The sequence below is a fragment of the Streptosporangium sp. NPDC050284 genome, assembly GCF_044459525.1.
Lineage (GTDB): Bacteria > Actinomycetota > Actinomycetes > Streptosporangiales > Streptosporangiaceae > Streptosporangium.
In genome coordinates this window covers 406,462-430,992 of sequence record NZ_JBITIZ010000001.1, presented here as the reverse complement: position 1 = coordinate 430,992, position 24,531 = coordinate 406,462, and the positions used below count along the sequence as shown (strand labels likewise).

Here is a 24,531-nt window from a genome sequence, read left to right as displayed (position 1 = left end):
TGGTCGTAGGACCGGCGTCCGCCGACGCGGGAGGCCAGGCTCGGGGCACCCATACCGTTTCACATCGATTCTGGCCGCTGCCCACGACGCGGGAGGCCAGGCCAAGCGGCGAAGCGGCGAAGAATATTAACGACCGGTCGGTCATATTGTTTGCTAGAGTTCCAGGCATGATCGACGGACGACTCCAGCGCGGGGAGCGCACTCGCCGGACGGTCCTCGACGCCGCCGTCCGGCTCGCCTCGGTCGAAGGACTCGACGGCCTGTCACTCGCCCGGCTGACCGCGACACTCGACGTGAGCAAGTCCGGACTTTTCACTCATTGGCCCGACAAACAATCGCTTCAACTCGCGATCGTGGAACACGCCAGAAAACAGTGGACCGAGCACATCATCGAGCCCGCCCTGCGCGGCCCCCGGGGAGTGCGCAGACTGTGGACCCTGCATGAGCGCCGCATCGACTTCTACCGCGCGAGACACCTGCCCGGCGGCTGCTTCTTCGGCGCCGTCGACGGCGAGTTCGACGACCGCCCCGGCCCGGTCCACGACGCCATCGCCGACGCCGTCGGCAGCTGGATGAACCTGCTGACCCGGCTCAGCGAGCTGGCGATCGAGCTGGGCGATCTGCGACCCGGCACCGACCCCGCCCAGCTCGCCTTCGAGATCGAAGCACTCGGCTCGGTCGTGGTCGTCCACACCCACCTGCTCAAACGCGAGCACAGCTACCGGTTCGCGCGCACGGCCGTCCTCGAACGGCTCCGTTCCCTCTCGACCGACCCCTGCGTCCTCCCGGAGACCTGAATGACGACCGTCCTGCGGAGCGGGCACATCCAGCCCGTCCAGATCCACTTCGACGACCTCGACGCGATGGGCGTCGTCCACAACGCCCGCTACGTCCTGCTTCTCGAGCGGGCGCTGTCCGACTACTGGGCCGAGCGGGGATGGCCCTTCGACCCCGCCCGGTCGCACTTCGCCGAGATCTTCTTCGTGGTACGCGAGTTCTCCATCACCTACCACATGCCGATCAACACCGTGGGCGAGGCCGCGGTGCACTTCTGGCTGGAACGCCTGGGCACCACCAGCGTGGTGTACGGCTTCCGCGTGCTGTCGGCCGACCACACCGTCGTACACGCCGAGGGCCGCCGGGTCCAGGTCAGGCTCGACCCGGCCACGCTGCGGCCGAGCCCGATGAGCGAGCCCTTGCGCGACTCCCTCAAGCAGTTGCTCGCCCCCACGCCCTGACCGCCCCACAAGCCGATCCGCGTCGTTCACGCCACGGACCGCGCCACGAACCGGTCCAGGTCGCTCACATCGCGGATCGCGCCACGGCCCGATCCAGGTTCCTCAGGCCGCGGACCCGCGAACGGCGAGCCGGGGCCGTCCCCTGACGCCCCGGTGAGGGCGGGCCCCCGTGGCCCTACCGCCCTCACCGGGACGGGATCAGGTGGCGGTGCGCTCCAGCCTGCGCTCGGCCCACTGGCCGATGTCGCGGCGCTCGATCGCCGCGGCCATCAGGTCGGGGAAGGCGTCGGGAGTGCAGGCGAAGGCGGGCACCCCCATCGCCGCGAGCGCCGCGGCGTTGTCATGGTCGTAGAAGGGCGCCCCCTCGTCCGAGAGGGCGAGCAGCACGATCACCTGGACACCGGACGCGGTCATCTGGGCGACCCTGCGGAGCATCTCCTCCCGTACGCCCCCCTCGTAGAGGTCGCTGATCAGGATGAAGATCGAGTCATTGGGCCGGGTGATGAGCCCCTGGCTGTAGGCGATGGCCCGGTTGATGTCGGTGCCGCCGCCGAGCTGGGTGCCGAACAGCAGTTCCACCGGGTCGTGGAGCTGGTCGGTGAGATCGACGACCGCCGTGTCGAAGACGACCAGCGAGGTCCTCAGCGAGCTCATCGAGGCGAGCACCGCGCCGAAGACGCTCGAATAGACGACGGAGGCGGCCATCGACCCGCTCTGGTCGATGCAGAGCACGACCTCGCGCTGAACCGCCCGCTGGCGCCTGCCGTAACCGACGAGCCTGGACGGGATCACCGTGTTGCGCTCGGGCAGGTAGTTCTTCAGGTTGGCCCGGATCGTGCGGTCCCAGTCGATGTCGGCGACCCGCTTGGGCCGGTGGGTCCTCGCCGAGCGGTCCAGGGCGCCGGTCACCGCGGCCTTCGTCTTCTGCACCAGTTTCCGCTCCAGCTCGGAGACGACCTTGCGGACCAGCGCCCTGGCCGACTCGCGCGCCTTCTCCGGCATCACCCGGTTGAGTGAGAGGAGCGTGCCGACCATGTGGACGTCCGGCTCGACGGCTTCCAACATCTCCGGCTCCATCAGCAGCCGGGTCAGGTTCAGTCGCTCGACGGCGTCCTTCTGCATGACCTGGACGACGGTCGAGGGGAAGTAGGAGCGGATGTCGCCCAGCCAGCGCGCCACCCTGGGTGCGGAGGCGCCCAGGCCACCGCTCCGCTCCGACCCCTCGCCGCCGCCGTTGTACAGGGCGGCCAGCGCGCCGTCCATCTGGGCGTCGGTCCCGGTGAGCGAGCACCCCGTGCCGTCCGCGTCGCCGCCCAAAACCATTCGCCAGCGGCGGAGTCTCTCATCCATCGGCGCTGCCCGTCCTTCCAGAGATCGCCGGTCCCAGAATCGTCAGCACGGTCCGCACGGCCGCCGCCGCGCGCTCCTCGTCGAAGTCCTCCGCGTCCGGCGCGAGGTCGCCGGTGCCCGCGTCCAGGGAGCGGACGCGCGAGCCGATCGAGCGCCGCTCCGGGGCGGCGAAGGCGCCGAACGTCCTGCGGAGCAGGGGGAGCACATCGACGAAGGTCTCGGGGGCGAGCCCGGTGAGCCACTCGTCGATCAGTCCGAGCAGCCGGGGGTCGTGCACGAGCAGCAGCCCGCCTCCCGACAGGAACCCCTCGATCCAGGCGGCCGCCCTGGCCGGCGGGTGTCCCGCCGACATCGCCCGCGACATCCGTCGCCCGACCTCGGCCGTGTCGAGGTCGGCGGCGTCCAGCAGGATCCTGGTGAGCCGTCCCTCGATGAGCCCGTGCAGGTCGGCGCGGCCGCAGGCCCCGCGCAGCGCCACCAGCCACCGCTCTCGCGGCGCTTCCTCCCCGACCTTCCCGGACTCCCCGGAACCCCACTCGGTGGCACGGGTACCGTCCGGATTGGTGGGGCCGGTGTCGAGCAGGGCGACGGCGGCGTGGACGGCGTCGATGTGCCGGATCAGGTCGCGGGCGGCGTCGTCGTCGAGACCGGTGACGGCGCCACCCAGGCCGACGCAGATCCTGGTGAGCATCGCCTCCACGATGGTGGCCAGGCCGGTGGCCGGGGTGCCGCGCACGTCGCCGTAGCGCTGGGCGCGGACCATCGCCGGGAGCGCGTCCATCAGGTGCGTGACGTCGTTGTCGAGAGCGGCCCGCGCCGAGAGGGCGTCGAGCACGTGCGGCAGCGCTTCCGGCAGGTCGGCGACGAGGCAGCGCTCCACCAGGCCGGTGAGCCCGGCCAGCGTCACACCGCCACCGGCGGTGCCCCGCTTTCCGCCTCCCGGACCGGCCGTCCCCGGAGCACCGCCTCCCGGACCGGCCGCGCCGCCGGGTGCTCCTCCCCCGTCGGCGAGGTCTCGGACGCGCGCGGCGGCGGCGGCCGGGACGGTCGTACCCCAGGAGCTCGCCTCGATCAGGTCGATGTCGAACTCGGGCCGCCAGGCGAGCGACCACGACTCGCGGAAGGTGCCCTTGCTCCGGCTCTCCTGGGGGGTGCCCCAGCCGACGCCGAGCAGGCGCAGCCGGTGCAGCAGCCTGCTGCGCTCCAGGTCGAGCGGTTTGCGCAGGTCGAGGTCGTACTCCCGATCGAGCGCCTCGGGCTTGAGCCTCACCCGCCGCTGCTCCTCGCGCAGGTGACGCTGGAGAGGGACCATCGGGGTGTCGTCGGGCACACTGCCGAGCCGCTCCCCCACGACCATACGCCGCTGGATCAGCTCGACCGGCAGGTCGTCGCCCTCGCACAGCACCGCCCTGACCGCCTCGGTGACCTCGGCCAGCCCGGCCAGCGGCCGTCCCCTGAGCACGGCCAGGCTTTCCGCGAGCCGGACCGCCTCGATGACGTGCGCGGAGGAGACCGGCAGGTCCTCCTCGCGGAGCACCCCGGCCGCCCCGGTCAGCCATCGCTCGACCGGCCGGTCGGGGGAGGCGAACAGGTGGTCGTACCAGCCCGGGGAGGTCACTCCCGCGCCGTACCCGCTCCAGGCGGCCAGCCGCCCGTACGTCCACGGCACCCAGGTCATCTCGGCCTTGACCTTGGGCAGCCCTCTGAGCAGCGCGTCGTCGGCCTTCGCCGTGGGCAGCCCGGCTCCCCAGGGCGCGCCCTCGCGCGATGTGCCCGCCAGCGCGGGGACGTGCCAGGCCCCGCAGACCACGGCGATCCGCTCGAACCCGTCTTTCACCGCTCTGCGGATCGTGCGCCGCATGAAGGCTTCGCGCCGCGCCTCGTACGCGTCGGCGACGTGCCCCTCGCGGACGGCCTCCATCGCTTCGGCGATCATGTGGAACGGGGTATCGCCACGGTGCTCGACCGCGTCCTCCCACCACCGCTCCGGGTCGTCGTACCCGGCGGCGCGCGCGAGGGTCCCGATCGGATCGATCCGTACGGACTCCGGAGCGCCGTCCGCCTCGTCCTCCGTGCCGCCGTCCGTGTCGCCGTCCGCCTCGCCGTCGTGGGCCGCTTCGTCCCGGGTGTCGGGGACCTTGTCGTCCGGTCCTCGCGCTCCGGCGTCCTCCGGTGCCTCCCGCTGCCTGCGCTCCCCTGGCCCGGCGTCACCGGGCTCGCCAGGACGGGAGGCGAGGCCGTGCACGGCCGGCAGGTCACAGAAGCGGACCGGGATGTCCGCCGCGACGGCGTGGCGGATCGCCTGCCACTCGGGGGAGAACACCGCGAACGGCCAGAACGCGGCCCTGGACGGCTCACCCGGTACGTGGGCGAGCAACGCGACCGGCGGCCGCAGGTCGGGATCACGGGCCAGCCTGACCAGCTCGTCCGCCTCGGGCGGGCCCTCGATGAGAACGACGTCCGGCTTGAGGCGTTCGAGCTCGTCGCGCAGGGACCGCGCCGACCCCGGGCCGTGGTGCCGGATTCCCAGCACGGAGACGCTCATCGGCGTCCCCCGCCCGGCAGGGAAGGCGCGACCGGCGGCGTCGCCGGCGCGAAGACCGGGAACGCGCCCGTCTCGGGCGCCACCGCCTCAGCCCGCGTCACGGCAGGCCCGGTAGAAGTCGCGCCAGTCCTGGCGCTCGCGCACCACGGTCTCCAGGTATTCGCGCCAGACGACGCGGTCGGAGACCGGGTCCTGGATCACGGCGCCGACGATGCCCGAGGCCACGTCGGAAGCGCGGAGCACCCCGTCGCCGAAGTGCGCGGCCAGGGCGATGCCGTTGGTGAGGACGGAGATGGCCTCCGCGGTGCTGAGCGTTCCGCTGGGGGACTTGACCTTGGTGCGGCCGTCCTCGGTGACACCGGTGCGCAGCTCCCTGAAGACCGTGACGACGCGGCGGATCTCCTCCAGGCCGGTGAGGGTCTCGGGCAGTTCCAGGGAACGACCGAGCTGACCGACCCGCCGGGAGACGATGTCCACCTCCTCCTCCGCGGTGGCGGGCACCGGCAGCACGACGGTGTTGAACCTGCGGCGCAGCGCGCTCGACAGGTCGTTGACGCCCCGGTCGCGGTCGTTCGCGGTGGCGATGATGTTGAAACCACGCGAGGCCTGGACCTCCCGGTTGAGCTCGGGGATCGGCAGCGTCTTCTCCGACAGGACGGTGATCAGCGCGTCCTGGACGTCGGAGGGCATGCGGGTCAGCTCCTCCACGCGGGCGAGCCGCCCCTCGGCCATCGCCCGCATCACCGGACTCGGCGTGAGCGCCTCCATGGACGGGCCCTCGGCGAGCAGCCTGGCGTAGTTCCAGCCGTAGCGGACGGCCTCCTCCGCGGTGCCCGCCGTCCCCTGCACCAGGAGGGTGGAGTCGCCGCTGATCGCGGCGGCCAGGTGCTCGGACAGCCAGGTCTTGGCGGTGCCGGGCACCCCGAGCAGCAGCAACGCGCGGTCGGTGGCGAGCGTCGCCACGGCCACCTCGACGATGCGCCGCGGCCCGATGTACTTGGGGGTGATCTGGTCGCCGTCGCCCAGAACGTAGGTGGTCACCGCCCAGGGCGACAGCTTCCAGCCCGGCGGACGGGTGCGATCGTCGCCCTTGGCCAGAATCGCCAGCTCCTCGGCGTACTGGGCTTCGGCGTGGGCCCGCAGAACCGTTGTCACTATCTGAGCTCCTTCAACATGTCGTCACGGAAACGCAGGAGGGCGGCGACCTCCTGGATGGGGGGCTCCGGCGAGAGGCGCCCGGCCATGTCGTGCAGGGTGGGGTCGATGCGTTCACCGGCGAGCCTGGCCAGCTCCCCGAGGTTCCACGGCTGGGTGCCGGAAACGTCGATGATCTTCTGGAGGACGGCCGTGGCCAGAACGGGTCCCCAGGGGGCCGCGGCCCCGCCGAGGACCATGATCAGCTGACCGTCCAGGCCGTGCCGCCGAACGAAGTCGGCCGCGACGATCTCCTGCCTGTCGCGGGGCAGCGCGGCCAGCAGATCGGCGAGCGGATCCCAGGCGAAGAGCTCCAGCGCCCACTCCGGGTCGCCCTGGATGACGGAGGCCCTCACCCAACCGGCCATGAGCTCCCGACCCCAGTCGACGATCTTCATCCGGACCAGGTCGCGAGGCGGTCGTCCGAGCAGCCGAGGCCAGACACCGAGCGGGGTGCGGGCCACGGCCTGCTGCAGCCACCAGCTCCGCTCACCGGTCCCCCGGGGCGGTTTCGCCCGGATGCCGTCGCGCTCCATGGTGCTGTCGCAGGCCACCGGCGGGGTGACGTGGATCTCGCCGCCGGAGACGGTGACGTAGCGGGCGACCCGCTCGGCCATGCGCAGGGCCAGGCGCGATCCGGGGAGCCGGGTGAGCAGGTCGGCGGCCTGGTTGCGGACCTCACGGCGGCGGTCGTCGAGCGCGGCCTCCAGGAACGGCTCGTCGTCGGGTGAGAGCCCGGTGACGAGAACCTCCAGGAACGCCGCCCTGTCCTCGGCGGTCTCCTTCTCCCAGCCGGCGGCGAGCAGCTCTCGCGCCCTCGCCGGGTCGGTCGCCCGCAGGGCCCCCAGGTGGACGCGGCGGTCACCCGGGGTGCCGAACTCCCAGATCTCGGAGACCTCGTCGGAGCCGGTGGTGGCGACTCCGGTGACCTCCTCCAGCAGGAAGGCCCACGCCGGGTTCAGCCCGGCCAGCCAGCGTCCTCGGTTTCCCGCGAGGACGCCGAGGTGGGGGCGGATCGACCGGTCCTTGGCCGCGTGGTCGAGAAGTTCGGGCAGCAGGTGCGGCGAGAGGCGGTATCCGCGCGCGGCCGCGGTCTCCAGCCACTCGGTGAGCAGCCTCGGCTGCTCACCGCCGAGGATGCGGGAGAGCCGCTCCCCCGCGGCGCGCGAGACCGCGGGCTGCTCCTCGGGCGCCGCGACGGCCGGTGGCTCACCCGCGGCGACCGGCCGCCGTCCCGCGCGCATCCGCAGCGTGTGCACGGCCGCGCGCCCGAGCAGCTCGACCTCGCTCGCCTCCTGACCCGGCAGAGGGCGCCGGTCGGTCCCGACGAGCGCGGTGGACACCAGGTCCTCCCATTCGGCGGAGGGGCTCACAGGACGATCACCCTGCCTTCCTCGTCCCAGGTCGTGAGGGGGCGCAGTCCCCTCGGGGTCCATTCGGCGGCGACGGTCAACGGGTGTCCGCCGGAGGTGGCGACCAGCCGCCACGGGGTGCCCGCGGACGGATGGAGAGGCAGCCCGCCGGAGGGCCCGGCCAGGAGGCGCGAACCGCTGCCCGCGGGGGTCACCCCCTCCAGCACGAGCGGCCAGGAGTCCAGCCAGGGGTCGCCCGCGAGGGCCTGGGCCACCTCGTCGAGAGCCTGCTCGACGGTGAGACCCGGCGGCCCCGCCGTGGCGACACGGTCACGGGCGACGGCGTGAGGGGCGGGACCGTCGCGAACGGGGTCGCGAAGACCGGGATCGCGGTGGGCCGGGTCATCGTGAGCAGGTTCGCGGTGGGCGGGGTCATGGTGAACGGAGTCATGACGGGCAAAGTCATGACGGGCGGAGTCATCGCGAACGGACCCGTGACGGGCGGCGACCACCGCGCGCAGCGGAGCGGAGCCGGGATAGAACGCCAGGTCGGCGTCGATGGTCGTGCCGGTGACGAGTGAGGCGTCGAGGGCCTGTCCGACCGGGGCGAACGAGAGCACCAGCGCCGCCCGGCCCGTCGCGCGCCCGCGAAGCCAGACCCGGCGCGCGATCAGCCGGTCGTGCTCCTCGTCGCGCCGTCCCAGCACGTCCCACAGGTCGCGCACGGTGCCGCGGGCGAGCACCTCCTCCTTCGTCATCGGGAAGCCGATCCGGTCGCGCACCCTTTCGAGAAGCCCCACGGGAGCCGCTTCCCCGCGTACCTCCTCGCCGTCCAGCGCGTCGGAACGGGCCTCGGAGCCGTCGCCGGCCTGGAGGGGAAGGCTGCGATGGGCCACGCAGAGCAGGTGCAGCAGCGCGTACTCGCTGAGTAGACGTGCGGGCCAGTCGTCGCCGTCCAGCACGGCACCGAGGCGCGACAGCGAACCCGCGACGGCGGGCGCTTGAGCGTCGATCAGGCGTTTGACCAGGTCGTCCCACTGATCGTGGCGCCGCGACTTCGCGATGCCCTGCCTGACCTGGTCGGCGAGCCAGCGCTCCAGATCCGACAGCCCCGCGGTCACCCGCTGCTCGCGCTGCGCGGCCCGGCGACCGTCCGCAGGACCGGGCTCGGCGGCCCTGGCCGCGCGGGCCGTCCCCGCCTCCGCCGCCTTGGCGGCGCGACCGCGCCGCCCTTCGAGCCACTCGGCCACCCAGTCGGCGGGCTCCTCGGCGGCGGGAACACCGTCTGCCGACCACAGCAGCAGCAGGCCGAGGGCGTGTTTGCACGGAAACTTCCGGCTGGGGCAGCTGCATCGGTAGGCGGGCTCCGACAGGTCGACGCACGCCCGGTAGGGCTTGGAGCCGCTGCCCGCGCACTCGCCCCACACCACGTCGGCGGTCACGCCGCATCCCGACCACTTGCCGGGGGAGGAAACGCCCTGGGCCGCTTTCTTGGATGAGGCGTCGGGCGCGAGCGCCAGCACCTGATCCCGGTTCCACCGTTCGATCACGGACCGAACCTAGCCAACCCCGCCGACAAATCCGGACCCGTCCGCGACGGCAGCCCCACAGCACGCCCGACGGAACCGCCTCCTCACGGAAGCACACTTCCAACAGCCCTCCCACAGCACGTCGAACGAAACCGCCCCCTCACGGAAGCACGCTCCCGACGGCCCTCCCACAGCACGTCGAACGAAACCACGTCCCCGGAAGTCCCTAGAATCGGTGCGATGACGACTCCTTCACGCCCTCCGCTCGCCGAGGCCCTCGACCTGCTGCCGCACCCCGAGGGCGGCTGGTTCCGGGAGACCTGGAAGACCTCCGTCGACCTCACCCCGCCCGGGTACGCCGGTGCGCGAGCCACCGCCACCGGGATCTACTTCCTGCTGGAGCCCGGCGAGGAGTCACGCCCGCACGTGGTCACCTCCGACGAGGTGTGGTTCTGGCACCGGGGCGGCCCGCTGACCCTGATCCTCGGCGGCCACGAGGGCCGGCCCTCGAAGAGCGTGACCCTGGGGCCCCGGGTGGAGGACGGGCAGGTCCTCCAGGCCCTGGTGCCCGGCGGCACCTGGCAGGCCGCCCGCCCCGCCGGTGACGAGGGCGTGCTGGTGAGCTGCGTCGTGTCACCGGGCTTCGACTTCGCCGACTTCCGAATGCTCTGACGGAATGGTCTGACGGAGAACATGCTCGGCTCCGCCGCACGACCGGAGCCGAGCTCCGCGTGGCCGGACAGTCCGCGTACGGGTTCCGCCGGTCTTCGCATGCTCCGATGGACGACATGGCGGACGGACCGGCGCGAGGAGATGACGCGAACGGCCTCCCGCCGAGGTGACGGGCTCCCGGATCGCGGGGAGAATGCGGTCAAGGTCCATATCGGGAGGTCGAAGATGACCAGCGAGATCGTCTCCGTCATCGGCGGAAAGGAAACGTCCAACGGCACGGCCTACGAGTCGGTCAACCCGGCTCGGGTGGCCGAGGTGGTCGCGCGGGTCCGGCTGGCGGACGCGAGCACGTTCTCCTCCGCGTGCCGCACGGCCGCCGCCGCGCAACGGGAGTGGACGCGGGTCCCCGCGCCCGTGCGGGGACGGGTGATCGCCTCGATCGGACGCCTGGTGGAGGCGAACGCCGAGGAGCTGGCCCGCCTCGTCACCCGCGAGATCGGCAAGCCGTACGCCGAGGCGCTGGGCGAGGTGCGCGAGATCGTCGACACGTGCGACTTCTTCCTCGGCGAGGGCAGGCGGCTGTACGGGCAGACGGTCCCCTCGGAGATGCCGGACAAGAATCTGTTCACCTTCCGGGTCCCCGTGGGGGTGGCCGCGGTGATCACGGCGGGCAACTTCCCCGTCGCGGTGCCGTCGTGGTATCTGGTCCCGGCCCTGCTGTGCGGCAACACGGTGGTGTGGAAGCCCGCCGAGTACGCGGCGGCCTCCGCGCACGCGCTCTACCGGCTGTTCGTCGCGGCGGGGCTGCCCGACGGCGTGCTGAACCTGGTTCTCGCCGACGGCGACGCGACGTTCCAGGGATTGGAGGCGGCCCTTGCGGAGGGCACGGTGAACAAGGTCGGGTTCACCGGCTCCACCGAGGTGGGCCGCCGTGTCGGCGAGCTGTGCGGGCGCCACCTGCAGTCCCCGTGCCTGGAGCTGGGCGGCAAGAACCCGATGGTGGTGATGCCCGACGCCGACCTCGACCTGGCCGTGGAGGGCGCCCTGTTCGCGGGCTTCGGCACCGCCGGGCAGCGGTGCACGTCGCTCGGCACGGTGATCGTGCACGAGAGCGTCCACGAGGAGTTCCTCAGCCGGTACGCACGCGCCGTGGCCGGGGCAACGATCGGCGACCCCGCGGGGGACGTGCTGTGCGGGCCGCTGCTCGACCAGAGGTTCGCCGCGCGCTACGAGGAGTATCTGGGCTGGATCCAGCCGCACCACACGGTCGTCTCCGGCCCCACCGGCCGCATCACCCCGGACAACCCGCGCGGCGACTTCACCGGGGAAGGCGGTCTCTACTACCACCCGGTGATCGTGGACGGCGTCCGCCCCGGTGACCGGCTCTTCCTGGAGGAGACCTTCGGCCCCATCGTCGGCGTGACGCCTTTCAGCGCGTTGGACGAAGCCGTCGACCTGGCCAATCTCCCCGGCTACGGGCTCTCCTCCTCCGTCTACACCACCGACCCTGCGTCGGCGTTCCGCTTCCGCGAGGGCATCGGCGCGGGCATGGTCAGTGTCAACAACTCCACCTCGGGCGCGGAGGCCCACCTGCCCTTCGGCGGCAACGGCAAGTCGGGCAACGGCAGCCGCCAGTCGGGCATGTGGGTCCTCGACCAGTTCACCCGCTGGCAGGCGATGAACTGGGACCACTCGGGCAGGCTTCAGAAAGCCCAGATGGACGTCGCCGAGATCGTCCCCGACCTGGACTTCCGCCTGTCGACCTGACCCCTTCAGTGGTGTGTCACCACGTACTCGAAGACCTCGAAGCCGGTGAAGAGCACGAGCGCGACGGTGAGGAGGGCGTACAGCAGGACGGGCTGCGCCAGGAGGCGACGCGGCCGGGGTACGGCGGGCGAGGGTCCGGGCTCGGCGTCGGGAACGGGCGTGAGGCCGGCGGCCACGCCGGAGGACATCGCCGCGGACGGCTCGGCGGTGACGCGGGGGTGCGCGCTCGGAGGGAGGGCTCGGACGCCGTCGCGGCCGCAGACGGGACAGCTCGCCCCCGACCAGGGCGACTGGACCACGACACCCGACCGCAGCCAGAGAACGGCATCGTGTCCGTGCCCGTCGCTCAGATGGCGGACGAGGTATTCCTCCTGCCACCGGTGCCCGCAGTGCGCGCACCCCAGCGGCCAGGTCTCGTGAGCACTGAATTCCTCGTGCACGAGGACCCCCTCAGTCGTGTCAACGAATATCCGTCCTGAGTGTGAACTCACTCCCCCGTCACAACAAGTGATGAAACAGTACGAAAACCGTTACGACCACATAGTGAGACTATTCTTCTTGAAATATGAGACTCCTGCTACGGTCCGAAGAGCGCGACGACAAAGGAGGGTTCCCATGACAGGCAAGGACGCCGTCTACACGCACGGGCATCACGAGTCCGTGCTCAGGTCCCACAGATGGCGTACGGCGGAGAACTCGGCGGCACACCTTCTGCCGCACCTGAGACCGGGCATGAGGCTGCTGGACGTGGGGTGCGGACCGGGCACCATCACGGCCGACCTGGCGGAGCGGGTCGCGCCCGGCGCGGTCACCGCGGTCGACATCACCGAGGAGGCGCTCGGGCCGGCCCGCACGGAGGCTGAGCGGCGAGGCCGCTCCGACATCACGTTCGCCGTGGCGGACGTGCACGCGCTGGAGTTCCCCGACGACACCTTCGACGTCGTTCACGCCCACCAGGTGCTGCAGCACGTCGGCGACCCGGTCCAGGCGCTGCGCGAGATGCGGCGGGTCTGCGCACCGGGCGGGGTCGTCGCGGTACGCGACAGCGACTACGCCACGTTCACCTGGTTCCCCGAGACGCCCGAGCTCGACGAGTGGCTGGACCTGTACCAGAGGGTGGCGAGGGCGAACGGCGGCGAACCCGACGCGGGACGGCGACTGCTGTCGTGGGCGCACGCGGCGGGGTTCACCGACGTCTCGGCCACCTCCTCCGCCTGGTGCTTCGCCACTCCCGACGACCGCGCGTGGTGGGGAGGCATGTGGGCCGATCGGGTCCTGAAATCGGACATGGCCCGCCAGGCGCTCGCCTCGGGCGCCGCCACCCAGGAGGACCTGCGCCGCATTTCGGAGGGCTGGCGGTCCTGGGCCGCGGATCCGGACGGCTGGCTGTCACTGCTCCACGGCGAGCTGATCTGCCGCGTCTGAGCCTCGACGCCTCGCGAATCCCGCCTCCCCGAGGCTCCCCGGCCTCTCCGCTCTCCCACACGCCTGTGCGATCCGGCGTTCCCGAAGTTCCCGGATCTCGGGTGAGGGGAAGGCCGGCGGACTCGGGACGCCCCCGGTGGGGGCGCCCCGAGGAAGGGTCAGGGTTGCTGAGTGATCTTGACGTTGTCGATCCCGGCCTCGACCAGGGAGGCGCCCGAGGCGTCACCGGCCTCGATCAGGATGCGGACCGTCTGCCCCGCGAAGGCGGAGAGGTTGGCCGTCGCCACGGCCCAGGCGCCGTTGCGGTTGGAGGCCGCGCCGAGCTGCTGGAACACCTGGGTGGTGGTGGAGCCGACGACCTTCACGCGCAGGTAGTCGGCGCTTGAGGAGTTGGAACCGTGCGCCAGATACCACGACAGCGACAGGTTCAGCGTCCCGGTCGACGGCAGGGTGATGGCCGGGGAGCGGATGCTGGTGATGCCTCCGTCGATGTCGTAGTCGCCGGCCGCGGCGCCCGCGAGCCTCCCGGTGACCAGGTCGTTGGTGCCGCTCACGGTGGTGCCGAGCTGCTTGGCGCCGCTGGAGTTGGTGGCCTGCGGGACGCCTCGCTCCCACTGACCCGAGGTGGCGGTGTCGGTCCCTGAGGGGTTGGTCGTCCAGCCGGTCGCCGTCTCGAAATCGTCGGAGTAGACAGTCACCGGTGGGGTGCCGGTCCCGCAGTACTGCGACTCCTTGCCGATGATCCGGTAGACGCAGTCGGCGTACTCCAGGAAGCGCAGCGTGGCCTCCTTGTTGCGGGTCGTCTGCGGACCGATCTGCTCGTCAGGGGGGTAGAAGCCCGGCGAGGAGCTGACCGGGTACATCTCGAAGGTGTAGCTGAAGATCTTGTAGACGCCCCACAGCCAGTCGTCGATCGTGCCGTCGGTGATGTAGAGGTCGCTGGCCTGCTGAGGGGTGTAGTTGTTGGTGGAGGCCATGTTCTGTCCCAGGGTCGCGTGCGCGTCACGGTCGTCCTGGGTGAGGCCGGGGCCGGTGTCGTTGTAGGTGTAGCCGTACGGCCACAGGATCAGCTCGCCGTAGGTGTGCCAGTCGATGTGCGCCTTGATCTGCTGCACGCCGCCGACGACCCGGCTGCGCACCCAGTTGGACACGGCCCTCACCTCGGGGGCCGATTCGGCCGCCGAACCACGGTAGGTGTCGCTGGAGGCGGAGCCCGAGGAGCCTCCACAGCAGCCCCAGTTGTAGCCCCAGTTGCGGTTCAGGTCGGTGCCCACCGCCGATGAGCCCGAGTTGGGCTGGCGGTTCTTGCGCCAGGAGCGGTAGGAGCCCGCGGCGATGTCGTACTCGCCGCCGTCGGGGTTGAGGTCCGGCATGATCCAGATCTCGCGGCCGTTGACCAGGTTGGTGATGCGGCTGTCGGTGCCGTACTCGTCGGTGAACAGGTTGAGCAGATAGATCGCCATCTCGACGGTCAGATGCTCGCGGGCGTGCTGGTGGTGGGTGAACAGCACCTCGGGTTCGTTCTCGTCCGTGTTGACGTTGTCGCTGATCTTGACGGCGATCAGGTCGCGTCCCTCGTACGAGGTGCCGTAGCTGATCTTGCGGGCGATCGTCGGGTGGTCGGCGACGATCTGGTTCACCGCGGCGGTCATCTCGGCGTAGTTGTGGTAGCCGGAGTCCGCCGTCGGGAAGTCGGCGAGCCGCTCCGGCCCGGTCGGGGATAACGACTTGGGGATCTTCGTGACGGTGTAGCCGAGTTTCTTGATCTCGGCGACCTCCGCCTCGCTGGCGGTGATCACGACCGAGTCGGGGTCGACCTGGTCGATCGCGGCGCCGGTGGCGGCCACCGCACTTCGCTGCTGGGCGGTGCTCGGCCCCTGAACCTTGTACTGGCTGTTCGGTTGCGGCTCGGCCGAGGCTCCCGCCCCGGTCACACCGAGACATAACAGCGCCAGGGCGGCGAACACCACGATCAGACGGCGTCTCACCTGCATCCTCCTCAGGCACGCACTCTAGGGTTTTGTCGCATGCCTCCACTGAGAGTCAAACAGCGGCGTTGATTAGCAAAGGCCCAAATTTTTGCGGCAGCGGTAACTTCGCCGCACGGCCGGACAGAACCCGGGGTGAGATCGGGGTGAAACCCGGCCAGGGCTCAGAAGGCGATCTCGAACCAGAGGATCCTGGACCCCTCGGGGGCGTCGTCCTGGATGCCCCAGTCGTCGGCGAGCAGATCCACCAGGAACATGCCCCGCCCGCCCTCCGCCTCCGGCTCGTTGCGCACGTGCGGCACCGAAGCCCCCGACCCGGCGTCGCAGACCTCGACCAGCACCGCGGTCGATCCCACCGCCACGGTCATCGCGACCTCGCCACCACCTCCGGAGCCGGAGTGGAGCACCGAGTTCGTCACCACCTCGCTCACCAGGAGGACGACGTCGTCGGACGCGGGATGCCCCTCACCGAGCAGCTCCCTGACCCGGCTCCGCGCCACCGACACCGACTCCGGGACTCCTTTGAGGGTCATCGTCGATCCTGGCGAGGCGGCCCGCCGTCCGGTCGTCATCGTTGACCTCGCTCCCCGACGCGCATATTCCATGCACATCGCCCTCTGAGATGGCACACTCACTCACGGTGAACTGTTCTATCAAGGACTGCAATACCTCATGTTGGGATTCCACAGATTTGCTATCAAAGGACGGAGGGAGGTGGATGCGTGGCCTCTCGACACAGCCCCACGGCCCGTCATCGCCGTCTGATGGCTGAGCTGAGCCGTCTGCGAAAGGACAGTGGGCTGACGCGGGGAGAGGTGGCCGAGCGGATCGGCTCCACCGACACCACCGTCTGGAGGTACGAGACGGGCCAGTCCCGGCCTCGCCCCTCGGACGTGTCAGCCCTCACCGAGGTGTACGGCGTGACCGGGGAGGCGAGAGACTCCCTGATCCAGATGGCCGTCGAAGCCAGAAGGCGGAGCTGGTGGCACCCCCACCGTCAGGCTTTCAAACCGGGCTTCGACTCCTACATCGGGCTTGAGGCCGAAGCGTCGCTCGTGCGCTCGTACGAGCCGCTGGTCGTCCCCGGCCTGATGCAGACCGAACCGTACGCACGCGCGGTGATCGAGGCGACCTCAGTAGTCCAGACCCCCTCCACGGTCGAGGAGACGGTCTCCGTGCGCATCTCGCGTCAGCGGTTGCTGCACGGGCCCGGTGACCCGATCCACCTTGTCGCCGTGCTCGACGAAGCGGTGATCCGGCGTCGGATCGGCGGTGGCGACATCATGTCGGAGCAGCTGGAGCATCTCGTCCATCTCGGCACGCTGCCCAACGTGGAGATACGGGTCGTCCCGTTCTCCGTGGGGGCGCACGCCGCGATGGACGGCAAATTCTGCCTGCTCAGCTTCCCCGAACCCGAAGCCCCCGACCTGCTCTATCTGGAGCAGGCCGCGAGCGGGGACGTGCCGGACAACCCCGAGCAAGTCCGCCGATACGCCTCCATGTTCGAGAGTCTCTGCGAGATGGCTCTCAGCGAGGAGGCCTCGGCAGCCTTCATCGCCCAGATGGCGAGAAGGTTCTCCTCCCCCTAGCAGTAGAAGGAAGAAAAAGTGCGAGGGTCCACGATGGATCTGTCCGGCGCCGAGTGGCGTAAGAGCGTCCGTAGCACCAACGGAGGTGACTGCGTGGAGGTCGCGGTCGTCCCCGGTGAGCAGGCGGCCGCCCGGCACAAGGCGAACGCCGATCGGCTGTATCTCGTCCGCGACTCCAAGGATCCGGGCGGCCCGGCGCTGGCGTTCACCCGGAGCGAGTGGGACGCCTTCGTCGGCGGCGTGAAGGACGGCGAGTTCGACTGACGGAGCTCCGGGGGAACCAGCCTCACGGTTCCCCCGGAACCTCCGGCCACAGCCCGCCCGCGGCCTCGGCCCGGCGGGCTGTGGTCGTCGTCCCTCACTCGCTACCCGTCACTCCTTAACCGTCGCCGTTTCCCACCGCCGTCTCCCGGTCTTCGTCACCCGGGCCCTCACTCGCCGGCCGTCGCTCGCCGGAGATCCCAGGACCGGCCGGGAGTCCTCAGTGCGGAGGCCGCTCTTCGGTGCCGTTGTAGCCGAGGATCCGCATCGCGACCTGCGGGTCCATCGCCGCGGCGAGCAGCTGAGCACGCTCCACGGCACTGTCCCGCTGAGCCTCGGCCCTGGCCTTGGCCGCCTGCGCCCCCCTGGTGACCGCGGCCACGATCGCCGCCCCCACAATCGCCGCCAATACGGCGACGAACACCACCGTGAGCGTGCCGGAGTCCGGCGAGCCCGCGCGGCCCATCGTGACCGCCCCGCCGCTGAGCACGTAGGCGCCCAGCGTCGTGAAGACCGCGAGTGCGGCCAGGCTGGCCACGACCACGAACACCATCCGCGACTTCCCGCCACGCGAGGCGGGAGGGGCGAGCGGTGGCGGGGGTGGCGGTGGCGTGGACGGCGACGGGCGAGGCGCCCGGGTGTCGTCGCCCCAGGGCACGAAGTCGGGCCCGGCCGCGGAGGCCGAAGGCACCGGGGGCGCCAAGGCCGACATCGTGCCCGGCAGCGTCGGCACCGGGCTCGACACCGCGTTCGACACCGGGGAACCGTGACCGTTACCCGTGAGCATCGCCCCCTGGACGACCACGGCCGCGGGTTCGAGCACGGGCACGGCCCGCGGGACGGGCAGGGCCCGTGCCACGTGGCTGTGCTCGCGGTGCGCCCGCGCCGCCTCCAGGTGATACTCCTCGATCTCGGCGTAGAAGTCGTCCGAGGCGTAGACGGAGCCGTCGATCAACGGCCCCCGCCTGCGTTCCAGGATCGCGACCACGTCGTCACCGTTGAGCGTCTTGTGCGCCTCCAGCGCGTGCGCCAGGCACAGGACGTCCCGCCGGTGCTCGCGCAGCAGTCGCTCGGTGCGGTCGAGCAGGCCCACCAGGTTGAACTCGATGCGCTCGCCCAGCACGTCGGGGGCGAGCGGCTGGCCGCCCCCCGGCGTCTTGGTGAAACCGATGCCCCCGCCACCCGGCTTGGGCATCGACTTGCCACCCAGGATCTCCAGCTCCTGCAGCGCGGGCACCGAGGTCACCCCGCGCCCCATGCCCCAGTGCGCCTCCATCAGCGCGGTGAGGTACGTCGCGGAGAACAGGTCACCGGAGACCCCTGAGGAGTTGTCCTCGCCGAAGAACATCCGCTCCCCCGCCAGGGAGGCGAGTGAGACCATGATGTCGGCCTCGTGCTCGGACTTCCAGCGGGTGAACTGGTCTTCCGGCTTGATGCTCGCCACCATGCCGAGGTAGTCGGCGCCCTTCTCGATGGTGGCGATGTCGATCTCCAGGTGGTAGCGGGTGCGGTACGCCGCCACGGCGTGGCAGGCCTCGTGCACGGCTACCGCGTGCCGCTCGCGCTCGATGTACTCCACGTCCTCGGGCGGGCCGAGTTGCTTGAGCCGCTTGGCGCGGGTCACGTCCGACCAGGTGATGGTCTCCCTGCCGTCGCGGATCGCGGTGATGAGCGACTCGTTCACCAGGTCCTTGATCGTGGCACCGGTGGCGTAGGGGGTGATCGTCGCCAGCTTGTCCAGCTGCGCTTCGGTGAGCTCGTGGTCGACCTTGTCGAAGTAGCCCCGGTAGGTGCGCACCCGGCCCGCCTTCGAGGGATAACCCACCTTGTAGATGCGGTCGATGCGGCCAGGCCGCAGCAGAGCCTCGTCCAGTGAGTTGGGCATGTTGGTGGCCATCATGACCAGGATCCGGTACTTCGGCGGCGGCTTGGGACGCATGCCGAAGAGCCTTCGCACGTGCCGGTTGACGATGCCTCTCGGCTTCTTCAGGCCCGACAGCTCGGTGAGCAGCGCCTGCAGCGTGCCCGCGTCGCCGCCGCCCCCGCCCATACCGCCCATCATGAAGCGGCTGCGGCCGGTGTCGGGCTCGTTCGGCTCGGCCGCGCCCTTGCGGGTCAGCAGCCACCGGGTGTCCTCGCTGAGATAGCCGAAGCCGTGGCATCCGGCGGCGTGCGGGGAGAACCCGGGAGCGCCCCTGGGGCCCTGCTGCGCCAGCGAGCCGCGTTTGCCGAGGGAGTCGGCCTCGTCGAAGAAGACGATCACGCCGCCGTAGCGCAGCGAGAGCTTGCGGAGCTTCCTGAACAGCGACTTCACCTTCAGGATGCCGATGCCCATGAACATGTTGACGAACGCGCCGGGGTCGACGAACACGTACGGTTTGCCGGTCTCCCCGGCCACGGCCTCGGCCATCAGGGTCTTGCCGGTGCCCGGCGGCCCCCACAGCAGCAGGCCGCTGGGCACGTAGCCGCCGCGCTCCTCGATCGCGTCCGGCCGCTCCAGGAAGACGATGTTCTCCTTGACCCGCTCGACGACGTGGTCCTGGCCCCAGACGTCGGTGAAGCGGGTCTTGATGTCGTCGGGGAAGTACGTCTCCACACCGCCCCGCGACAACAGCCAGAACAGGCCGATGAACTGGAAGGCGATGAAGAAGAACGCGAAGGCGAGCTGCGCCATGTACGGCAGGGCCTGCCAGAGCAGCGCGGGCGCCTGGAACAGGGCGAGCGCCGGAGAGGTGTCCAGCACCTCCCCGAGGATGAGGGCGAGCACCGTGATCCAGAACACCCACTTGATGGCCCGCGCCATCCTGAAGCGGTTCCAGTCGGAGAAACGGCGATGGCTCCAACGTTCGAAGCCACCGAAAACACCGCGCGTCCAGAACCGGTTGTATCCGGCGGAACGCTCGCTGACGAAGAAGTGGAGTTGCCTCAGGAACTCGGCCCCGAGGAGCCAGAAGATCCACGGTGCCGCGATCGCGGTGATGATCATCGCATCCTGGAACGTGATGATGCCCTCGTACGAGGCCATCTCACTCCACACCAGAACGAAATAGATGATCGTGAGGATGAGCAGGAATTTAATCCGGTCCCAGAACGGCATCTTCTTTCGCCTGTCGGGGTGCGGATCTGTCGGGCCGGAGCCGGGAGCCCGGAGTCCTTCGAAGTTGGGGGGCGGTGGAGGTGACTTCATGGACGGGCTTCTCCTCACCCGGTGAGTCGCTTGACCTTGAAGGATTGCGCGATCTTCTCGAGTTCCCCGGCGCGCTTCCGGTAACAGGCGGCCGAACAGCGGATCAGCAGGGTGGAGATCTGCTTGCCGTCCTCGGCCTGATAGGAGGTGAGGTCGAAGGTCTCGATCCCGGCCCCCTGGATCGCGTAGTTGAACCGCACGTGCACCCCGCGCAGGCCGTCTCCGGGCCGGAGCACCTCGTCGGCGAGCAACTCGAAGTCCTGCAACGGGTAACCGGGGATCTTCGCGTACTCCTTGCGCACCGTCTCGGTGACGGGCAGGACGGAGTTGCGCATGGTGTTCAGGGACAACGAGTCCTGCTCGTCGGGGAGGAGCTTGGCGATCCTGGCGAAGACGAACGGCTCGTCTCCGGTGCCGTAGCCGAGAAGGTGGTCTGGAGAGGGCTGGGAGTGGGCGTCGTAGGCGGCCGACCAGATGAGCTGCCTCTGCAGCCGCGCGGTGGCCGATTCGGGATCGGCCCCGATGGTCGCCTTGTCCAGCGCGGCCTGGTCGACTTTCCGCCAGGTTGCCGGAACCTTGAAGTACGTCTGCCCGTCGTCGTGGCGGACGTAGGTGAACTCAGCACGTGCGCATCCCGTGAGCCCGCCGACCATGGCGGAGACGACCGCCACAGTCACCACGGCGAACCCGGCCCTTGATCTTTTCACCAGGGCTATACCTCCGCTTTACGGGTTAACGAGGTGATTGTGCCCGTTTTTTAAGTGACTCTCTCCTGTCCCGGCTCACCGAACTTCGGAAATCTTGACCAAATCTTTCCGGGAAAACAGCCTCACTTGTTACAAAAAGTCGATGTTGGATTCCCGACATCATTGAACCTCCACCCTCCCTCTCGGTACAGGGGCCAAGCGGACCCACTCCACCTTTTCTGCGGACCGGATCCCCGCAAACCACGGGGATCCGGTCCCATTTGTCGTTTTTTTACCTACATATATGGTTATGCACCTTTTTGGGGGTATAAGGTTCATAATCCCTAAAGTGTGACTCTTTCTGCCTTTGCCGAGAAATGGCATTAAACAGCACCGATGCCTCCTTCTTTAGCGATATATCGGCGAAAACCCCTCAGGGACTGAAACGACGACGAAGCAGCCGACAAGGAGTGATTACTGTGAGGAACGAAGTACGCATAGCCCTCGCCGTGGCCGGCGGCTACCTTCTGGGGCGACGCCAGAAACTGCGACTGGCGATGGCACTGGCCGCCGCCGGAGCGACCGGTCGATTGAGCGGCGGCCAGAGCGACCTCCTGCAGCAGGCGCTGAAGGTGATCAGCTCCTCCCCGGAACTGGCGAAGATCACCGAAAGCGTGCGCGGCGACCTCGTCGACGCGAGCAAGGCCGCCGCCAAGGCCGCGGTGAGCAGACAGGTCGACTCGCTCAGCAACAGACTTCACGACCGGGCCGAATCTCTGCGCAACCCCCTGGAGGACCTGGGAGAGGAACCAGAGGAAGGCGAGGAGGGCGAGAAGCCCAAGCGCGGGCGCATGAAGGGCATCCTGTCCCGCAGGAAGGCACGGCGCCGGGCCGAGGAGGAGGAAGAGTACGAACCGGAGACGGACGAGGAGCAGGAGGAGGGCGAGGAAGAAGAAGAGGAGGAGGAGGAGGCTCCGCCCGTCCGCAGGCGTTCCGCCACTTCCGGGCGCCGCAAGCCTGCGGCCAAACCCACCAGGAAGGCGCCTCGGGACTCCGAGGACGAGGAGGAGGACGAGGAAGAAGAAGAGGAGCCACGGGCCAGGTCCAAGCGCCGCCCCCCTTCCCGGAGTGGATCCACCTCTTCCCGCACCAAGCCGACGCCCGCCAGGGCAGGGGGGTGACCTAGATGGCCGAGACCTCGAAGAAGCGTCCTAACAGTGAGGGCGACAAGGAAGCGCCCCCCAACCGACTCAAACAGGAGTTCCAGAACCTCGCCGGAGCCCTTGGGGAGCGGGCTCTGTCATCGGTGAGCGAGAAGGTCCAGGGGGCGACCGGCCGGTTGACCGACTACGCAGAAGGCAGCGGGTCCGGCCTGCTCAGCGCGATGACCGGCTCCAAACACCCCAAAGCGTCTATCGCCGGAAGCATGGTGAAGGGCCTGGGCAAGATGGCGATCGGCGGCCTGACCAAGAAACTGACGGGAGGCGGGGGCAAGGGTGGCCAGAGCGGGAAGCTGAAGATGATCAACATCATCGAGACGATCGACGTCGGCGCCCCCATACGCGTCGTCTACGACCAGTGGACCCAGTTCGGCGACTTCCCGAGCTTCATGAAGAAGGTCGAGGGCGTCGACCAGGAGTCCGACGAGAAGCTCGAATGGACGGCGAAGATCTTCCTGTCCCGCCGGACCTGGGAGTCGACGATCCTCGAACAGCTGCCGGACAAGCGAATCATCTGGCGCTCAAAGGGACAGAAGGGGCACGTCGACGGTGCCGTGACCTTCCACGAGATCACTCCCGATCTCACCCGGGTCCTGCTCGTCCTGGAGTACTACCCGCAGGGCCTCTTCGAGCGCACCGGCAACCTGTGGCGCGCCCAGGGCAGGCGTGCACGCCTGGAGCTCAAGCACTTCCGGCGGCACGTCATGAGCCGGGTGCTCCTGAAGCCCGATGACCTTGAGGGATGGCGCGGCGAGATCCGCGACAGCAAGGTCGTCAAGGACCAGGAGACGGCACTTCGCGAGGAGGAGGAAAGGGAGGAGGCCGAGAAGGGCTCCGAGGAGGAGCCGTCCGACGAGGAACGCACGGAGACCGGCGAGGCCGAGGAGCCGGAAGAGGGCGAGGAGCCGGAAGAGGAGGAAGAGGAGGAAGAAGAGCCCGAGGAGGACGAACTCGAAGAGGAGGAAGAGGAGGAAGAGGAGCCCGAGGAGGAACCGGAAGAGGAGCGCGCGGCCGACGAGGACGAGGAGGAAGAGGAAGAGGAGGAGGAGGAGCCGCCCAGGCGCCCGCAGCGTCGCAGGCCCGCCGCTTCCAAGAGCGCGGAAGAGAAGCCCCAACGCCCCGCCCGCCGCAGGTCGGCCAGTCGTACGTGACCGGGCAGATCTCAGGGACACCGGGGAGGAGACGCCATGACCATCGTTCAACCTTCGGGCGCCGGTGCGAGCGGCCGCGGGTCCTCGTCAGGACTGGCTGACGTCATCGACACGATCCTCGACAAGGGACTCGTGATCGACGCCTACGTCAGGGTCTCCCTGGTCGGAATCGAACTACTGACGATCGACGCCCGCATCGTGGTGGCCAGCGTGGACACCTATCTGCGCTTCGCCGAGGCCGTCAACCGCCTCGACCTCACCCAGACCGGCAACCAGAAGGGGCTGCCGGAACTGGTGGAGGACATGACGCAGGGCGGTAGCAAGGCGAAGGTCAAGGGCGCGACGCAGGGAGTGCTGGACGCGGCAGGGGAGAAGATCAAAGGCCTGACGACCGGCGAGGACGAGTTCGAGGAGGCCGACGAGGAACGTGAGCCGGCGCCCCGCCGTAGACGGCGCAGGGAGGAGTGAGATGCCCGGTTCCACTGGCAAGCGCGGGACGGTCCGGTCGGACAGCCCCAAGACCGACACCCGCAGGACGGCACGGCACGACACCGGTCGCACCGATCAGTCCGCCACGGCTCGATCCGAAGAAAAACCATCCAAGGAACACGGCGCCCCCGGGAGCACGGCCGGCACCTACGTGTACGGGATCATTCCGTCCGACGTCGAGCTGACCCCGGGTACCCGGGGCGTGGGAGATCCACCGAACGTGGTCGAGTTGGTGCGCCACAAGGAGATCGCCGCCCTGGTGAGCGACGTCTTCACCGACCGCCCTCTCGGCAGACCGGACGACCTCATGGCCCACGAGCACCTGCTCGACGCCACCGCCACGCAGGTGCCCGTACTCCCCCTGCGTTTCGGAGCGGTGGTGACGGACGCCCAGGCGGTCGTCGACGAGCTGCTCGCCCCCTACTACGACGAGTTCCTCGCCACGCTGAGCGAACTGGAAGGGCGCGCGGAGTACGTCGTGAAGGGACGCTACGTCGAGCGGGCCATCCTGCGGGAGGTACTCGACGAGGACCCGGAGATCGCGCGGCTGCGTGAGGCGATCCACGGACGCCCCGAGGAGGCGACGTGGGACACGAGGATGCGGCTCGGAGAGCTGATCAACATGTCGATCGCGGCCAAGCGTGAGGCCGACACCGACGCGTTGGTCGAAGCCTTCGACCCGCTCTGCGTCTCCGCCCTCGTCCGCGAGCCCACCCACGAGCGGGACGCCGTCCACGTGGCCCTGCTCGCGGACACCGACCGTGGTCGGGAGATCGAGGAGGCCGTGGACGAGTTCGGGACCCGGTGGGCAGGCCGTGTCGAGCTGCGCCTGCTCGGCCCGCTGGCACCGTACGACTTCGTCAAGACGTAAGGGCCGGGATGTGGAAG

21 protein-coding genes are annotated in these 24,531 nt (G+C 69.7%); 11 read left to right on the top strand and 10 right to left on the bottom strand.

Annotated elements, in window-relative coordinates:
• Positions 1-167 precede the first annotated feature (167 nt).
• On the top strand, positions 168-797 hold the full coding sequence (locus ACIBH4_RS01910) for a TetR/AcrR family transcriptional regulator (protein ID WP_362511792.1): 630 nt from the start codon (positions 168-170) through the stop codon (positions 795-797).
• Positions 798-1,238, top strand: coding sequence for a thioesterase family protein (locus ACIBH4_RS01905; protein WP_362511789.1), 441 nt, complete (start codon positions 798-800; stop codon positions 1,236-1,238).
• Between the two features lie 198 nt (positions 1,239-1,436).
• On the opposite strand, the gene ACIBH4_RS01900 is transcribed toward ACIBH4_RS01905, so the two are convergent.
• From ACIBH4_RS01900 to ACIBH4_RS01880, 5 genes are all read right to left on the bottom strand, one after another.
• Positions 1,437-2,588 carry a VWA domain-containing protein gene (locus tag ACIBH4_RS01900; protein ID WP_350944177.1) on the bottom strand — a complete coding sequence of 384 codons (1,152 nt, stop codon included), beginning with the start codon at positions 2,586-2,588 and terminating at the stop codon, positions 1,437-1,439.
• Complete coding sequence (locus ACIBH4_RS01895; protein WP_362763496.1) at positions 2,581-5,133, bottom strand: DUF5682 family protein; 2,553 nt, start codon at positions 5,131-5,133, stop codon at positions 2,581-2,583. The genes ACIBH4_RS01900 and ACIBH4_RS01895 overlap by 8 nt, the downstream gene beginning before the upstream one ends.
• Positions 5,134-5,220: 87 nt before the next feature.
• Positions 5,221-6,288, bottom strand: coding sequence for an AAA family ATPase (locus ACIBH4_RS01890; RefSeq protein WP_362763499.1), 1,068 nt, complete (start codon positions 6,286-6,288; stop codon positions 5,221-5,223).
• Positions 6,288-7,700, bottom strand: a complete 1,413-nt coding sequence (locus ACIBH4_RS01885) for a DUF5691 domain-containing protein (protein ID WP_362763502.1) — start codon at positions 7,698-7,700, stop codon at positions 6,288-6,290. Before ACIBH4_RS01885 ends, ACIBH4_RS01890 begins: the two co-directional genes overlap by 1 nt.
• Positions 7,697-9,229, bottom strand: coding sequence for an SWIM zinc finger family protein (locus tag ACIBH4_RS01880; RefSeq protein ID WP_362763505.1), 1,533 nt, complete (start codon positions 9,227-9,229; stop codon positions 7,697-7,699). The genes ACIBH4_RS01885 and ACIBH4_RS01880 overlap by 4 nt, the downstream gene beginning before the upstream one ends.
• A gap of 219 nt (positions 9,230-9,448) precedes the next feature.
• Between ACIBH4_RS01880 and ACIBH4_RS01875 the strand changes: the two genes are divergently transcribed.
• On the top strand, positions 9,449-9,880 hold the full coding sequence (locus ACIBH4_RS01875) for a cupin domain-containing protein (RefSeq protein ID WP_362763508.1): 432 nt from the start codon (positions 9,449-9,451) through the stop codon (positions 9,878-9,880).
• A 225-nt stretch (positions 9,881-10,105) separates the two neighbouring features.
• A complete protein-coding gene (locus ACIBH4_RS01870) occupies positions 10,106-11,647 on the top strand; it encodes an aldehyde dehydrogenase family protein (RefSeq protein WP_362763511.1) in 1,542 nt (513 codons plus the stop codon).
• A gap of 5 nt (positions 11,648-11,652) precedes the next feature.
• On the opposite strand, the gene ACIBH4_RS01865 is transcribed toward ACIBH4_RS01870, so the two are convergent.
• Positions 11,653-12,087, bottom strand: coding sequence for a hypothetical protein (locus ACIBH4_RS01865; RefSeq protein WP_362511767.1), 435 nt, complete (start codon positions 12,085-12,087; stop codon positions 11,653-11,655).
• Between the two features lie 175 nt (positions 12,088-12,262).
• Here ACIBH4_RS01865 and ACIBH4_RS01860 point away from each other — a divergent pair, with 175 nt between their 5' ends.
• Positions 12,263-13,072 carry a methyltransferase domain-containing protein gene (locus ACIBH4_RS01860; protein ID WP_362511764.1) on the top strand — a complete coding sequence of 270 codons (810 nt, stop codon included), beginning with the start codon at positions 12,263-12,265 and terminating at the stop codon, positions 13,070-13,072.
• A 158-nt stretch (positions 13,073-13,230) separates the two neighbouring features.
• Here the strand turns inward: ACIBH4_RS01860 and ACIBH4_RS01855 are convergent, their stop codons facing one another.
• Positions 13,231-15,066, bottom strand: a complete 1,836-nt coding sequence (locus ACIBH4_RS01855) for a M14 family zinc carboxypeptidase (RefSeq protein WP_362511761.1) — start codon at positions 15,064-15,066, stop codon at positions 13,231-13,233.
• 158 nt (positions 15,067-15,224) lie between these two features.
• Complete coding sequence (locus tag ACIBH4_RS01850) at positions 15,225-15,593, bottom strand: ATP-binding protein (protein WP_362511758.1); 369 nt, start codon at positions 15,591-15,593, stop codon at positions 15,225-15,227.
• 231 nt (positions 15,594-15,824) lie between these two features.
• Between ACIBH4_RS01850 and ACIBH4_RS01845 the strand changes: the two genes are divergently transcribed.
• Positions 15,825-16,649: a helix-turn-helix transcriptional regulator gene (locus ACIBH4_RS01845; RefSeq protein WP_362763516.1), complete on the top strand. Its 825-nt coding sequence runs from the start codon at positions 15,825-15,827 to the stop codon at positions 16,647-16,649.
• 18 nt (positions 16,650-16,667) lie between these two features.
• A complete protein-coding gene (locus ACIBH4_RS01840) occupies positions 16,668-16,913 on the top strand; it encodes a DUF397 domain-containing protein (RefSeq protein ID WP_386208349.1) in 246 nt (81 codons plus the stop codon).
• 217 nt (positions 16,914-17,130) lie between these two features.
• On the opposite strand, the gene ACIBH4_RS01835 is transcribed toward ACIBH4_RS01840, so the two are convergent.
• Positions 17,131-20,097 (bottom strand): AAA family ATPase, encoded by a 2,967-nt coding sequence (locus ACIBH4_RS01835; RefSeq protein ID WP_362511752.1) that lies wholly within the window; start codon positions 20,095-20,097, stop codon positions 17,131-17,133.
• A gap of 14 nt (positions 20,098-20,111) precedes the next feature.
• Entirely contained in the window at positions 20,112-20,804 is a 693-nt protein-coding gene (locus tag ACIBH4_RS01830) for a hypothetical protein (RefSeq protein WP_362511750.1), read from the bottom strand.
• A 458-nt stretch (positions 20,805-21,262) separates the two neighbouring features.
• Between ACIBH4_RS01830 and ACIBH4_RS01825 the strand changes: the two genes are divergently transcribed.
• The 4 genes from ACIBH4_RS01825 to ACIBH4_RS01810 are packed head-to-tail and all read left to right on the top strand — an operon-like array spanning position 21,263 to position 24,514.
• A complete protein-coding gene (locus tag ACIBH4_RS01825; RefSeq protein ID WP_362763519.1) occupies positions 21,263-21,964 on the top strand; it encodes a hypothetical protein in 702 nt (233 codons plus the stop codon).
• 5 nt (positions 21,965-21,969) lie between these two features.
• Positions 21,970-23,154, top strand: coding sequence for an SRPBCC family protein (locus ACIBH4_RS01820; RefSeq protein ID WP_362763522.1), 1,185 nt, complete (start codon positions 21,970-21,972; stop codon positions 23,152-23,154).
• A 36-nt stretch (positions 23,155-23,190) separates the two neighbouring features.
• Positions 23,191-23,622, top strand: coding sequence for a gas vesicle protein GvpJ (gene gvpJ, locus ACIBH4_RS01815; RefSeq protein WP_362763525.1), 432 nt, complete (start codon positions 23,191-23,193; stop codon positions 23,620-23,622).
• A 1-nt stretch (position 23,623) separates the two neighbouring features.
• Positions 23,624-24,514: a GvpL/GvpF family gas vesicle protein gene (locus ACIBH4_RS01810; RefSeq protein ID WP_362511739.1), complete on the top strand. Its 891-nt coding sequence runs from the start codon at positions 23,624-23,626 to the stop codon at positions 24,512-24,514.
• Positions 24,515-24,531 lie beyond the last annotated feature (17 nt).

Coding starts and splice junctions, on each gene's coding strand:
- ACIBH4_RS01905 (WP_362511789.1), top strand. CDS start 798: ATGACGACCGTCCTGCGGAGCGGGCACATCCAGCCCGTCCAGATCCAC.
- ACIBH4_RS01900 (WP_350944177.1), bottom strand. CDS start 2,588: ATGGATGAGAGACTCCGCCGCTGGCGAATGGTTTTGGGCGGCGACGCG.
- ACIBH4_RS01845 (WP_362763516.1), top strand. CDS start 15,825: ATGGCTGAGCTGAGCCGTCTGCGAAAGGACAGTGGGCTGACGCGGGGA.
- ACIBH4_RS01870 (WP_362763511.1), top strand. CDS start 10,106: ATGACCAGCGAGATCGTCTCCGTCATCGGCGGAAAGGAAACGTCCAAC.
- ACIBH4_RS01855 (WP_362511761.1), bottom strand. CDS start 15,066: ATGCAGGTGAGACGCCGTCTGATCGTGGTGTTCGCCGCCCTGGCGCTG.
- ACIBH4_RS01910 (WP_362511792.1), top strand. CDS start 168: ATGATCGACGGACGACTCCAGCGCGGGGAGCGCACTCGCCGGACGGTC.
- gvpJ (WP_362763525.1), top strand. CDS start 23,191: ATGACCATCGTTCAACCTTCGGGCGCCGGTGCGAGCGGCCGCGGGTCC.
- ACIBH4_RS01875 (WP_362763508.1), top strand. CDS start 9,449: ATGACGACTCCTTCACGCCCTCCGCTCGCCGAGGCCCTCGACCTGCTG.
- ACIBH4_RS01895 (WP_362763496.1), bottom strand. CDS start 5,133: ATGAGCGTCTCCGTGCTGGGAATCCGGCACCACGGCCCGGGGTCGGCG.
- ACIBH4_RS01810 (WP_362511739.1), top strand. CDS start 23,624: ATGCCCGGTTCCACTGGCAAGCGCGGGACGGTCCGGTCGGACAGCCCC.
- ACIBH4_RS01835 (WP_362511752.1), bottom strand. CDS start 20,097: ATGAAGTCACCTCCACCGCCCCCCAACTTCGAAGGACTCCGGGCTCCC.
- ACIBH4_RS01860 (WP_362511764.1), top strand. CDS start 12,263: ATGACAGGCAAGGACGCCGTCTACACGCACGGGCATCACGAGTCCGTG.
- ACIBH4_RS01850 (WP_362511758.1), bottom strand. CDS start 15,593: ATGACCCTCAAAGGAGTCCCGGAGTCGGTGTCGGTGGCGCGGAGCCGG.
- ACIBH4_RS01820 (WP_362763522.1), top strand. CDS start 21,970: ATGGCCGAGACCTCGAAGAAGCGTCCTAACAGTGAGGGCGACAAGGAA.